General features: G+C 41.9%; 11 protein-coding genes. 5 read left to right on the top strand and 6 right to left on the bottom strand.

The window, feature by feature from the left end; genetic code table 11:
• Positions 1-6: 6 nt before the first annotated feature.
• The 5 genes from K1X66_06440 (at position 7) to K1X66_06420 (ending at position 6,598) form a co-directional block, all read left to right on the top strand.
• A complete protein-coding gene (locus K1X66_06440; GenBank protein ID MBX7158006.1) occupies positions 7-1,623 on the top strand; it encodes a nitrite/sulfite reductase in 1,617 nt (538 codons plus the stop codon).
• Positions 1,624-1,639: 16 nt separating this feature from the next.
• Positions 1,640-2,077, top strand: a complete 438-nt coding sequence (locus K1X66_06435) for a nucleoside deaminase (GenBank protein MBX7158005.1) — start codon at positions 1,640-1,642, stop codon at positions 2,075-2,077.
• On the top strand, positions 2,077-3,012 hold the full coding sequence (gene bioB / locus K1X66_06430) for a biotin synthase BioB (protein ID MBX7158004.1): 936 nt from the start codon (positions 2,077-2,079) through the stop codon (positions 3,010-3,012). The genes K1X66_06435 and bioB overlap by 1 nt, the downstream gene beginning before the upstream one ends.
• Before the next feature lie 69 nt (positions 3,013-3,081).
• Positions 3,082-4,863 (top strand): 6-bladed beta-propeller, encoded by a 1,782-nt coding sequence (locus K1X66_06425; GenBank protein MBX7158003.1) that lies wholly within the window; start codon positions 3,082-3,084, stop codon positions 4,861-4,863.
• Positions 4,864-4,873: 10 nt separating this feature from the next.
• Positions 4,874-6,598: a hypothetical protein gene (locus tag K1X66_06420; GenBank protein MBX7158002.1), complete on the top strand. Its 1,725-nt coding sequence runs from the start codon at positions 4,874-4,876 to the stop codon at positions 6,596-6,598.
• A gap of 29 nt (positions 6,599-6,627) precedes the next feature.
• On the opposite strand, the gene K1X66_06415 is transcribed toward K1X66_06420, so the two are convergent.
• From K1X66_06415 to rpoN, 6 genes are all read right to left on the bottom strand, one after another.
• The gene (locus K1X66_06415; protein ID MBX7158001.1) at positions 6,628-7,242 is read right to left on the bottom strand and encodes a LysM peptidoglycan-binding domain-containing protein; all 615 of its coding nucleotides are present in this window, start codon (positions 7,240-7,242) and stop codon (positions 6,628-6,630) included.
• Positions 7,243-7,263: 21 nt separating this feature from the next.
• Complete coding sequence (ligA, locus tag K1X66_06410) at positions 7,264-9,510, bottom strand: NAD-dependent DNA ligase LigA (GenBank protein MBX7158000.1); 2,247 nt, start codon at positions 9,508-9,510, stop codon at positions 7,264-7,266.
• Positions 9,511-9,593: 83 nt separating this feature from the next.
• Positions 9,594-10,340, bottom strand: a complete 747-nt coding sequence (locus K1X66_06405; protein ID MBX7157999.1) for an isoprenylcysteine carboxylmethyltransferase family protein — start codon at positions 10,338-10,340, stop codon at positions 9,594-9,596.
• A gap of 90 nt (positions 10,341-10,430) precedes the next feature.
• Positions 10,431-11,237: a prepilin peptidase gene (locus tag K1X66_06400; GenBank protein ID MBX7157998.1), complete on the bottom strand. Its 807-nt coding sequence runs from the start codon at positions 11,235-11,237 to the stop codon at positions 10,431-10,433.
• Position 11,238: 1 nt separating this feature from the next.
• Positions 11,239-12,129: a shikimate dehydrogenase gene (gene aroE, locus K1X66_06395; GenBank protein ID MBX7157997.1), complete on the bottom strand. Its 891-nt coding sequence runs from the start codon at positions 12,127-12,129 to the stop codon at positions 11,239-11,241.
• 16 nt (positions 12,130-12,145) lie between these two features.
• Positions 12,146-13,546, bottom strand: a complete 1,401-nt coding sequence (rpoN, locus tag K1X66_06390; protein ID MBX7157996.1) for an RNA polymerase factor sigma-54 — start codon at positions 13,544-13,546, stop codon at positions 12,146-12,148.
• Between the last annotated feature and the right edge of the window lie 4 nt (positions 13,547-13,550).

The raw sequence follows: 13,550 nt of genomic DNA, 5'->3' as shown, positions 1-13,550 counted from the left end.
AGACGTATGAATTCTGTACCTTTATCGACACCTCGCAATTTCACCCCTGGCGAAACTCCTATGGAGAAGCTGAAAGTGGCGAAGGATGGGTTGGATGTTTTACCGGATATTGCGCGTTATGCCGAAACGGGGTTTGCGAGTATTCCAGAAGACGATTTTGATCGTTTGAAATGGTTTGGTGTTTATCGTCAACGTCCCAAAGACAGTGGCTATTTCATGTTGCGTACCAAAATTCCGGGTGGACAATTGAATGCCGCGCAGTTGGATGTGATTGCGGATTTAGCGGAGCAATATGGGCATGGCATCGCTGATATTACTACGCGACAAACTTTTCAAATGCATTGGTTGCGAATTGAACATTTTACCGATATTTTTGCGCGATTGAAAGCTGTGGGCATTACCACATCGGGCGCTTGTGGAGATGACACGCGCAATGTGGTGGGTTGTCCCGTAGCGGGAATTGATCATGAGGAAATTATTGATGCGACGCCTTATTTGCATGTGATTAGTCAGCATTTGACGGATAATCGCGAGTTTTCCAATTTGCCGCGTAAATATAAAATTTCGATTTCAGGTTGTCGTATTCATTGCGCGCAACCCGATATTAATTGCGTGGGATTTTTTGGATTGGAACGAACGGTTAACGGGCAAAAAGAGGTGGGATTTGGCCTAAAAGTGGGCGGCGGACTTTCTTCGGCTCCTCATTTAGCGAAGACATTGCCTATTTTTATTCCTGAAGAAGAGGTGTTAACCGTGGCACATTATATTTCTGTGATTTATCGCGACTACGGTTATCGCCATGCTCGCAATAAAGCGCGTTTTAAGTTTTTAGTGGCGGATTGGGGTGTGGATAAAGTGGTGGCGGAATTGGAGCGATTATCGGGTAAACAATTTGATCGGCATACTGAATTTGATTTTCCTCATGATCCGGAAAGTGATCATTTGGCGGTTTGCGCGCAAAAACAATCGGGTTTGTATTACGTGGGCATAAGCTTTGCGGGAGGAAGAGCTCGATTTCATCAACTCAAAGCCATTGCGGATCTTGCGCGACGTTATTGCAAGCCAGCTCAAGATGCGATTCGCACGACGAATAAGCAGAATTTGATTATTCTGAATGTGCCTCAAGCCAATGTTGAACCCTTAAAAAAAGAAATCGAATCTCTTGGATTGGCCTGGAATCCCAGTAATTTTCGGCAAGGATGTGTTTCGTGCACGGGCATCGAGTTTTGTAATTTAGCGATTGCCGAAACAAAAAATCGTATGATTGAGCTGGTTGCTCAACTGGAAAAACAGTGCGCGTTTTATGATGAAAAAATTCGCATTCATTTCAGTGGCTGCCCAAGTTCTTGTGGTCAACATCAAATTGCCGATATTGGTTTTCGCGGTGGGATGACAAAAGTGAACGGTGTTTCCACAGAATGTTTTGATATGTTTTTAGGAGGTAAAGTGGGACGTGATGCCCGTTTTAATCAATTGGTGAAAGGCAAAGTTTTGAGCACGGAAATTCATAATGTGATCGAAAAGGTTTTGCGCTATTATCAAGATAAGCGCAATTCAGGCGAGTCGTTTGCCGATTTTTGTTCTCGCACGCCTCGAGAAGAGTGGACAGCGACTTTGGGATAGCATTAGAATAATAATTATGGATCCATTTTTACAAGCAGCGATTGATGAAGCCCAAAAGGGTAAACAGGAAAAAGGCATTCCGATTGGATCAGTCTTAGTGCATCAAGGAAAAATTATTGGACGAGGTCACAATCGTCGTGTTCAGGAGGGTAGCGCGATTCATCATGGTGAAATGAATGCTTTAGAAAATGCAGGGCGGCAACCTGCTAAAGTTTATCGTGAATCGGTTTTATATACGACATTATCACCGTGCCCAATGTGTAGTGGCGCGATTTTGCTTTATGGCATTCCCAAGGTGGTTGTGGGTGAAAATAAGACGTTTATGGGCGAGGAAGAGCTTTTGCGTTCGCGAGGGGTTGCGGTCGAGGTTTTGCAAGATCCGACCTGTATTGATATGATGGAGACTTTTATTCGCGAAAATCCTGAGTTGTGGAATGAGGACATAGGGGAATGATGAGGGTTTGGACTTTGTCAGAAATTCAGTCGGTTTATGAGTTGCCACTTTTAGAGTTAATTGATCACGCGCGCAAAATTTATCGTGAGCATTGGTCTAAAGACGAGATTCAACTTTGCCGTTTGTTGAGCATTAAAACAGGCGGATGCAGCGAAGATTGCTCTTATTGCGCGCAAAGCGCTCGCTATCAAACGGGGGTGAAGGCAGAGCGATTGATGTCGGTGGAAGAGGTTTTACCCTTAGCGCGCGAGGCGAAAGAGCAGGGGGCAACGCGATTTTGTATGGGAGCGGCATGGAAAGGCGTGCGCGAGGGGGAAAAGAAATTTGAATCGGTGCTGGAAACCGTTCGTGAGGTGAGCAAATTGGGAATGGAAGTGTGTGTGACGCTCGGTGAGCTTTCGGAAGGCGCTGCGCAAGCGTTAAAAGAAGCGGGATTGACCGCTTACAATCATAATTTGGACACGAGTCCAGAATTTTACTCGCAGATTGTGTCGACGCACACGTTTGAAGATCGATTAAAAACGATTCGATATGTGCAGCAAGCTGGAATTTCGGTGTGTTGCGGCGGAATTTTAGGAATGGGAGAAAATGTCAAAGATCGACTTCGCTTATTGGAGGTTTTGAGTTCATTTAATCCGCAACCCGAGAGCATTCCGATTAATTGTTTGATGGCGATGCCGGGCACTCCTTTGGAAAATCAAACGCCCATTGATAGTTTGGATTTGGTGCGAATGATTGCCACGACGCGTATTCTTTTTCCCAAAGCGCGCGTGCGTTTATCGGCAGGGCGTCGCCATTTATCGAAAGAAGCGCAAACGCTTTGTTTTTTAGCAGGCGCCAACTCTATTTTTTATGGGGAGAAACTGTTGACAGCAGAAAATCCTGAGGTGGAAGACGATAGAGTGTTACTTGAAGCAATTGGCCTTAAATTATAATTGTTTTCTTTAGAATTTTCCGTTGCTTTTTGCTATTTCGACTTTAAATTTGTATTTAGAGGAACAGGAATGAAATTAAAGGGTATTTTTTTGTTATATTGTATTATTGGGTGGCTTTCCGACAAGGCGTGGAGTGAAGATTGGTTAAAGCCCAAGTTTTTGTTTGAATTTGGCAAACGGGGCTTAGGGGATGGGGAGTTTGGTGGCGAAGATGTTTTGGATAATGATGCGATTCAAGGGCCTAAAGATATTGCAGTGGATTGGGACAATAAGATTTATGTATTGGATACCCAAGGAGATGAAAAAGCGCGAGTGCAAGTTTTTACCAGTAATGGAGTTTTTATTGGAAAGTTTGGTTCTGTGGGGAATGGTCCTGAACAATTTTCTGAACCCGAGTCGATAGCGGTGGGAAGGTTGGGCGATATTTATGTTTCCGATGGGGGTTTGGATTGTGTGCATGTTTTTGATAAGAATTTTAATTATAAAAAACGTTTTGGCATTCATGGTAGTGGGCCAGGCCAGTTTAATTGGCCTACGGAGATTGCAATTCGTGGAGAAGATGTTTATGTCATGGATGGGGGCAATAAACGCGTGCAGGCGTTTGATAGTCAGGGAAGTTATTTATCTGAAATTAAATTTCCAGAGGTAGAAAATTTATCACCAGAGGATGCTTATCAATACTTGGGAGGCATCGCTTTCGATGCTTGGGGTAATTTACATGTCAGTCTTAAAAGTGTTTGGGGCAATAAAATTAATGTTTATGATTCTCAAGGGAAATTGGTTCGCTCCCTGAGCACTCAAAACCCCAGGGTGTTTTCTGATCTCGCAGTTTTAGGACAAGGCTATATTTTGGGTTCGGATTGGGTAGGTTCTGTGATTCAGATTTATCGTCCTTTTAGCTATCAGTCTCAATTTGGTTTGTTGGGAAATGATTCGGGACAGTTTGATAGTCCCTATGGATTAGCTGTTAATCCCTTGCAGCGAGATAAGCTGTATGTAGCAGATTGGGATAATCATCGGATTCAGGTTTTTGCATTTGAAACAATCACGAATTTTAATGCGTTTTCTAAAGATTATGTTTCGGGCGATTTTTTGGGTGATGGATATGCCGACTTGATCGTTTATCGATCAGGAAAATTTTCTACAACTCATGGTTATCAAGGTGATGATAGTCCAAGATCGCCACAAACTAAATTGCTAAATTTTTATGAGAACACGCTAGTTAACGAAAAAAATATCAGTTCTTTATTCTGGAAAATTCCTGAGGGTAGAGCTATTAGTTTTGGTAAACCTATTTTAGGCAACAGTATGGGTGTATTAGGAAGTTTGGTTTTCAAATGCAAAAAATATTTTGCCTTAATCCATTACTGGGTGGATGAGGCTTTGCCTTTATGGAATAGTGATTTAGAAGCGCGGATTTTGCCTATTCCATTTAAGATAGGACATCTCCGAGCGTCGGGCGATTTGAATCAAGATGGGTTTCTGGATTTGGTATTAGTCAAAAAACAAACGCTTCGTGTTTTGTTGGGGCCCGATTATCGAGAGTCAAAAGAAATAAAGGGGTTGACTACGCCTTTGCCGGGTCGGGTTCATGCCATTTATCACCAGGGAGAAGAAAATAGTGCTTTGGTTTTTCAAAAAAGAAGGGAAAATGCCGTGGCGTATTCCATTGCTCCTGATTTGACAGCGACTTTTTTAAAGGTTATTCCTGTGCGAAGAAAAATCCGAGCAATGATGGGAGCGACTCCCGTTGTTAAAAAAGGGCGCAAGATTAAAGCAGGTTCCTTGCGTTATCGTCTTCCTCGATCGCCTTATGGCAATGGCACTTTTAAAATTATTGGGCCGCGATAAGTTTTAAAATATGAAATATTTTATTGGCATAATAACCTGGAGCATTCTGGGATTCAGCTTTATTAAAGCTGATACAATTTTAAAGCCTAAGTTTCTTTTTGAATTTGGTAAAGCAGGGTCTGGCGATGGAGAGTTTTCAAAACCTAAGGATATTGCCTTCGATTTTTCCGGTAGGGCGTATGTTTTAGACAAAGAGCGTATTCAGGTTTTTACTAGTAATGGCGTGTATTTAACGAAGTTTAGCAGCACCAATTTTGTTAAGCCTTATGCTTTGGCAATTGGTCGGCTTGGTAATATTTATGTGACTGATATTGAAGCAAATTGTGTTCATGTGTTTGATAAAAATTTTCAATATTTCATGAAATTTGGATCGACTGGAGAAAAAGATGGAGAATTATATTGTCCGCGACAAATTGCCATTGGTGAAGCAGAAAATGTTTATGTGGTTGATTGGCATAATCATCGTGTGGCAAAATTTAATAGTGTGGGTGGATTTTTGACGAATTTTGTTTTTTCTAACGAAACGGATATTTGGGGATTGACTGTGGATGGGCAGGGTGATTGGTTGATAAGTTGCAATCGACCGAATGGGAATTTGATTCAACGCTATAATGCCGATGGAATTTTTCTGAGTGAAATCTCAACGAAATCAGAAAATAGTGGCATAGAAACTCTGACGCCCGTAACTTCGGTGCTTTATGATTTGGTCGTTTATCAAAATAATTTTATTATCGGATCGATAGAACAATTTCATACGATTCATATTTATACTGCGACAAATTATTTAACACAATTTGGTGCTTTGGGTAAGCAATCCGCACAATTTAATGAACCCGCAGGTCTAGCAGTTACTTCTTTGGCGTCTGATCGATTATATGTGACTGACGCGAACAATAATCGAGTGCAAGTGTTTTCTTTTGAAGAGATGACAAATTTTGATTGGGCTCATCCCGTTGCCCCGGGGGGTGTTTATCATTCGGGCGATTTTACCGGAGATGGATTTGGCGATATTTTAGTTTATCGCAAGGGTCGAAGATTTTCTTGGTTTTCTTTCGATGGAGAGGAAGAAAATGTGGAGCAAGTCGCGATATTAAATGTTGCAGACAATCATTTAATGGGAGTCTTGGATATGAGTTTGCCGGAAGATTGGAGATTTTTGGGGTCATTAGGAGTAAGGAAAACACTGGTAGGAAATAGTCTGGGTATTTTTAGTAGCTTGGTTTTTTGTAGAAGTAAGCAATTTCGCCTAGCGCGTTATTGGGTAGATCCGCTGTTAATTCAAAATGAATTGCAAGAAGAGAAAGTATTACCGTTTGCTTTTGCTAGCGGCCATGTTCAGGCTTCGGGTGATGTGGATCAAGACGGAAATCTCGATATCATTTTAACTCAAAAACAAAACGTAAAAGTGTTGTTGGGACCCGATTACACTAACTTACACGATATCATAGGATTGCCAAAAAAATTGCCAGGACGGGTGCGTGCCATGTATCATGAAAGTGATAAAGATAATGTGTTGGTTTTTCAAAAAGGAAAAAAACCGGGACAAGGCTATTTTATTAACTCTAACTTTGCGGCAACGGTTGGGCCTCCAATTCCAGTAGCGCAGCGCATTCGTGCGATGTCTGGTTCTATTCCGGTGACTCAAAAAAGGCGAACGATTACAATGGGCAGTTTTATGTATCAAGATCCTAAAATAAAAGGGAAACGAAAATTTAAAGTAGTAGGACCGAGATAAAAAACTTTCTCCCCTTTTTTACCAGGAGACTATTTTTTAGGAATAAAAAGTTTTTGACCAATTCGAACTTTTGCATCGGCATCCAAATGATTGGCTTGGATAATGTCTTTCACCGTGACCTTGACGCCGGCTTCATTAAAAGCTTTTGCAATCGAAGAAACTGTTTGGCCCGGGCCTACCACATGCTCGTAACCTACTTGCTCTTGAGCAGGTTGATTGGTGGTTGAAGCGGCTACAGGTTTGGTTGCTATAGGTTTGGCAACAATAGGAGCGGGTGCTGTGGTGTTAGTGGAAGTTGTTGCTTGAGATTTCAGAATGGGTTTTGCAGATTTGGATTCCGCCATAATTTTACTGACTTCATCGAGAAGCGCGTCTCTTTCTTTCGTGCGCGAAACTTCCAACTCGCTCAAATTTTTTTTCAACGCTGCATTTTCCAACTGTAACCGATCCACTTGTGTTTTTAAGGTTTGCACCTCATTTTTCAAAGAATCCAGTTGAGGTAATAAAATTTCTAGCTGGTCGGCAGCTCGAAGCACTTTTTCGCGTTCCACACGGGCATCTTCACGTTGTGCGGGATTGTTTTGAGCGAAAAGGGGTAATGTATAGAGCGCTGAAAATAGGAGAGAAATGGATAAAATTTTCATGAAAAATAAGATATCGGATGCTTAAGACTTCGCAAGCTTTTCAAAATCGACTTCATTAAGAATAGGTACACCAAGTTTCTTGGCTTTATCTAGTTTGGAGCCGGGATCGGCGCCAGCTACAACATAGGACGTTTGAGAACTCACCGCGCTTGTTACTTTGCCACCCAGTTCGCGAATTTTATTTTCAAAATGGCTGCGAGATTCACTTAAGGTGCCGGTAATGACAAACGTTTTATCGCTTAGAGGTAGGTTCGATTGAGGCTTGGAAGTGATTTGAGATTGTGGATGGATGTGTAATTCTCGCAAACGTTGAAGAATATTTTTTCCGCGTTGCGATTGGAAAAAATCGAGAATGCTTTGAGAAACGCTCGGTCCGATGCGATAAACATATTTGGGAATGCCTTTGGAACTGCGTTTTTCGGAAAAATTTTGTTCTACCAATTCATCGCCGAGCGTTTCGATTTCTTTTTTTAATTTTTCATAATGTTGTTGCGATTCTTGGGAAGCGTTTTTTTTGATAAGCGATTTTATGTGAGCAGCTTCTTCAGTTTTTTGGGCGATTGCCGCCACATGATGTAATAGCTTCGAATTTGCTACGGATTCTAAATCAGGATGAAATTGCGCGATTTCGTAAGCTGTTGCTTCGCCCATTTCAGGAATAGCGAGCGCGTTCAACCAGCGCTCTAAAGGAAAAGTTTTTGCGCGTTCTAAAGCAGCTAAAGCTTTTCTGGCATTTTTTTGCCCAAAAACGCGCGGTTCAGTTTCTGTGCCGAGGTTTAGCGTGGCAAATTTTTCTTCCGTTAATTCAAAAAGGTCTAAAGGTTCTTTGACCCATTCTGCTTCCACTAAAGATTCCGCAACAATCGCGCCCAAACTTTCAATATCCAGCGCATTACGCTGACAAAAATAGGCGACACGACGCGTGTTTTGCGCGGGACATTGCAAATTTTCGCAACGCCAGGCAGCGAACTTGGGATCGCGGTGAATGGGTTCTTGGCAAACCGGACATTTGCCGTGGATGGACTCGTAAAAATGAAAAGGTTTCGCGTGGGAAGGACGTTTTTCTTTAATTACTCGCACGACTGCAGGAATCACAGCCCCTGCTTTTTGAATCATCACTGCGTCACCGATTCGGATATCTTTTTTCTTAATTTCATCTTCATTGTGCAAAGTTGCTCGAGAAATAGTGGAACCCGAAAGAAAAACGGGTTCCAATTCTGCGACCGGAGTCAGCACGCCTGTGCGTCCAACTTGGATTGTGATATCTCGAATACGGGTTTCGGCTTCTTTGACCCAATGCGCGGGTTTGTAAGCGATCGCATAACCTGGAGCATGAGCCGTTGCCGGAAGTCGTGACCATTGCTCGAGACAGTTGACTTTGAAAACCACGCCATCAATTTCAAAAGGAAATTGATCACTTTTCTCTTTAAAAATTTCTACTCGTTCCATGGCTTCATCGACCGTGGTCACGACATAAGTTAATGGAGGTGTTTCAAATCCTAATGCTTTGAGTTGCTTTAAAAACTCATCTTGGGTTTTAATTTCAATGCCTTCACAAGCTCCGAGCGAATAAAGAACTGCTCGCAAGGGCCGTCGAGCCACGAGACGAGGATCGAGCTGTTTTAGGGAACCCGCTGCCGCATTGCGCGGATTTTGAAAAGTTTTTTCTCCTTTAATTCGCATTGTCTCATTCAATTTTTCAAATCCTTCGGCAGTCATATAGACTTCACCTCGAACCTCCAATAGCGCGGGTGGATTTTTCCATTTCAAATCATGAGGAATGGTCGGAATCGTTTTAAGATTTTCAGTAATATCGTCGCCACTTCGACCATCACCGCGAGTTGTGCCGACAGTGAATTTTCCTTTTTCATAGCGCAAACTGATCGAAACTCCATCGACTTTGGGTTCCAACACGAATTGCACGGATTCGCCCGGAAGACGTTTTTTAATGCGCGTTTCGAAATTGATCAGTTTTTCTTTGGTTTCCGCTTTTTCTAAAGAAAGCATAGGCAACAAATGTTGCACTCGCTGGAATTCTTGCAACGGTCGACCGCCCACCTTTTGTGTTGGCGAATCTAGAGTAATGAGTTGTGGAAAACGTTTTTCCAACTCTTGCAAATCGTGATAAAGCTTGTCAAATTCCGCATCCGTGATTTCTGGTTGTGCTTCTTCATAATAAAGACGATTGTGATGTTCGATGACGGAAGCCCACTCACGATGTTTTTTCTGAGCGTCATGAAGAGTAATATCAAAAAGATCGTCGGTCATTATTTAGTCCCATAAACGTAAAAGATTATTTCATTTGCCAAAGAGTAAAACCAAGCTTTTTAAGAATTATGCTAAATAAAAATTTATCGTCCTTTTTTATGAAGTAATAATGTCTTTTTTTTAAGTGTTCGAAGTATGAAATAAATGGTGAAAGAGATAGCGAGAGTAATAAGCCAGAGGAAACGTTCTTGGTTTCGATGTTCAAAGAAATGGTCAGAAAGAAAATCGATTCCAATAAAAAGTAAAGTGGTTATTAAAAAACCGCTGTATTCTCTTTTCAAAACATTTTTAAAAGAAAATGGCAAATCCGGTTGAATCCAACCATGAAATTTAGGAATAAAAGCAGGGGTTTTTTGCGCCCAATTGATAAAAACTTCACCGAATTTGTGTTGAAGAAATTCTTCCTCGATCAAAATAATTCTTTCATAGAATAGAGTAAAAACGACTATTGTGATAATAATAAACCAAAAAGTTTCGGTAAAAAGCGCTACACCTAAAACCATTAAAAAATTACCTAAATAAAGGGGATTTCTTACTAGTGAATAGATTCCGGTTTGATTCAGTCGGTCAGCCCGTTGTTGTTTAGCATTTCTTCCAGAAGTGCCACCGGGAGCGTAACCTATTACTAAACATCTTATTAAAAAACCTAGGGAAGAAATGAAAACGCATCCCCATTTCCAAAATTCGCCCGTGGCTTTTCCGAAATGGGTTTTAATGATTTCTGCATTAGGTAGGCTTAATAGTAATAAAGGCAACAAGATTAAAGGAAGATAGCTTCTCCAACGAAAGCAGTAATGACCTTGTTTTTGAAAAATTTCTTTTGTAGTCATATTTAAATGTAAATAGATTTATCAGCTTTATAAGTTTTGGGAATAAATTATCAAAGCTTAGTGAGTTGCCTTGTCCACTAAACATGAAAATTATAAAGTTAACCAATAAGTTTGCCAAATTTTTTTGCCACCCAAAATCCAGAAAATAGCGGCAATCATAAGGGGGGGGCCAAAGGGGAGCATGACGTGGGAACCCCATTTTTTTCTTTGTGCGATTAAGATGCCAATACCGATAACTGTGCCGATTAAGGAGCCGATCATGATACAAAAAAGTGTGGCTTGCCAACCCAGAAATGCGCCCAAACAGGCCATAAGTTTTACGTCGCCCATGCCCATGGCTTCTTTTTTTAAAACGCGACCACCTACCCAGGCGACAACGCCTAGGATTCCAGCGCCGACAAAAGCGCCTGAGGCAGCTTGTTTCAGAGCATTCCAGCGGTTAAGCGTGTCATGAAGTTCGGGTAAAAGTGTTGAAGCGATGATTCCTAAAAAAAAACCGCCAACCGTGACAGCGTCAGGAATCATAAGATGATCGAGATCGGTAAAAAATCCAATGATTAATAAAGCGCACAATATGGAGTAGGCTAGGGCAGTGGCCCAGTGAAATTGAAAAAATAATAACGTGAAAAGGGATGCAGTTAATAATTCCACAAAGGGATAACGCCAACTAAACGGTGTGCCGCAGCATTGAGTTTTTCCACCTAATCCGATCCAAGAGATAATAGGTAAATTATAATACCAAGCGATAGGTTCTCCGCATAATGGACAGAAGGAACGAGGAGAGACGATAGAAATATCGCGGGGAATGCGATAGATGCAAACGTTGAGAAAAGATCCCACGCATGCGCCTACGATAAAAACGATAAGCAAAAAAAACGGATTGGTTTGAAGCGACATGTCAAATTTGAGTTTGGAATAGGGCTTGTTTCATGACATCAATCGGCGCAGGTTGCGAGAACCAAATTTCAAAAGCAAGCGCGCCTTGATAGAGAAGCATGAATAGGCCATTAGCAGTTTGAGCTCCCGCGCTTTGTGCTTCGCGCATGAGGGAAGTGACAGAGGGTTGATAAATGGTGTCAAAAAGTAGATGATTCGGTTGAAACCAATCTCTGGGAATGAGTGAAGGATCATTTTCGCGAAGACCTAAAGAGGTTGTATTGACAATCAGATCACTATTCGCGAGTTCTTTGGTAAGTTGATCGGATGAAGAAAAAGTGAGGTAGGTCACGTTGCTGTTTTTGAAAGTGGAAGCCGAAGAGGAAAGCTCTTTTATTAATTGCTCTGCTTTTTCTATTGTTCGATTGACGATCACTAATTTCTGGCATTTTTCAGATATCGCTTGAAAAGCGATTGCTCGACCCGCACCACCGGCTCCCAAGAGTAGGATGCGAAGTTCGCGGAGTTTTTTCTTGAAAACTGTTTCGATAGCTCGAGAAAAACCGGGTGCATCGGTGTTATAACCTTTTCGCAAACCAGCATCGAATTTGATAGTGTTAGCCGCACCAATGGCTTTGACTTCGTTGGAAGTTTCATGTAGCCAAGGTAAAACTTGAGTTTTGTGGGGTAGGGTAAGATTAATTCCTTTAACACCTATTTTTTCTAGATGTTCCAGAGAGGGAATGAGTTGATCAGGCGGGATTTCAAAAGCCAAATAATCAGCGTCTAATCCTAATGCATGCATAGCGGCTTGTTGCATGATGGGCGATAGCGAGTGCTTTATGGGGTAGCCGATGACGCCATAAGTTGGGCGTGTTGGGCGCCAGTGAGTTAATTGTTCAAAAGAAATCATGCGGTGGGGAATATCATTACAAAACACGCCGCAGGCTGGAAGGGAGAATTTTAAGTTCTTTGCGATATTTGGCAATGGTTCGGCGCGCAATAGTAATGCCGCGTTCGGAAAAAATTTTAATGATTTCTTCATCGGAATACGGGTTGCGTTTGTCTTCGTGTTCTATCAGTTCGCGTAGTGATTCTTTGATGCTTTGATTGGAAATAATTTGTCCGGAAGCATGGTTGCGATAGCCCGAGGTGAAAAAGAATTTTAATTCCTGAATGCCCCACGGGGTGTCCATATATTTATTGGCAATGGCGCGGCTTACTGTGGTTTCGTGAATGCCAATTTCTTGCGCCACTTGAGCGAGTGTTAAGGGTTTTAAGTGAGACACGCCGTGCTCAAAAAAATCTCTTTGTTTTTCGATAATAACTTGCGCGATTTTTTGTAACGTGTCTTGGCGTTGTTGAATCCAGTCCATAAACGATCGACCAGAACGAATTTTTTCGCGCAAATAGTCGCGGACTTCTTTGCTATCGCCATTATTTGAGGCGAGCATATCTTTATAGGTGTCGCTAATTTTGAGTCGAGGAGAAGCGTGAGGATTAAAAATAATTTTCCAATCTTCTTTCACTTTTCGCACGGCGAATTCGGCTCGCACGATTTGATGTTTTTCTTCGGGCAGAAAAGCGCGACCTGGTTTAGGATCGAGTTTAGCAATGGTTTGAGCAGCGGCTTGGATAGTGTTAGGATCGGTCTGTAATTGTTTGGCTAAAATTTCGTAGCGATGATGTGCCAAATCTTCCAAGTGATTAGCGACTAAAATCGATTCTAATGATTTAGTTTTGCCCAGGCGCTGTAGTTGCAATAGTAAGCATTCTTTCAGATCGCGTGCAGCAATACCGCTGGGATGAAAGCCTTGAATGAGTTGCAAGGTTGCTTTTACCGATTCGTTGTTGCTGTGGGAGAGATTGCTAATTTCATCCAGGGAAATGCGCAAAAAACCGTCACTGTCGAGGCTGCCAATGATAATTTCACCGATTTGAATTTGCTGAGGATCAGAGCTATTTAAGTGCAGTTGTTGAGTGAGATGTTCTGCCAATGTTTCGGGTTTAGTGAGAGAATCAAAAAAAAACTGGCGCCTTTGTGCTTCATCCTGATCTCTATGGGAATGGCGTATTGATGAAAGGTCCCAGCTTACTTCAGATTCTTCACTTTTGTTTGTAAGTGGCTCGGTTTTTTCTTGTGTGATTTCTTCCCATTCTTCTGAAGGTGCTTCTGTGATTTCTTCTAGAACTGGATTTTTCGCAATTTCTTCTTGAACCAGAGAGCGCAATTCCAAGGCAGGCGCTTGCAAAATAGCGAGCGCTTGCTGCATGTGAGGCGTGAAAATTTGGGTTTGAGCCGTTGATTGAGTCAGTCGAATATCAGCCATAAAT

This window comes from Verrucomicrobiia bacterium, assembly GCA_019694135.1.
Lineage (GTDB): Bacteria > Verrucomicrobiota > Verrucomicrobiia > JADLBR01 > JAIBCM01 > JAIBCM01.
The sequence above is the reverse complement of the archived record's forward strand: the minus strand, read 5'-3'. Positions and strand labels throughout refer to the sequence as shown.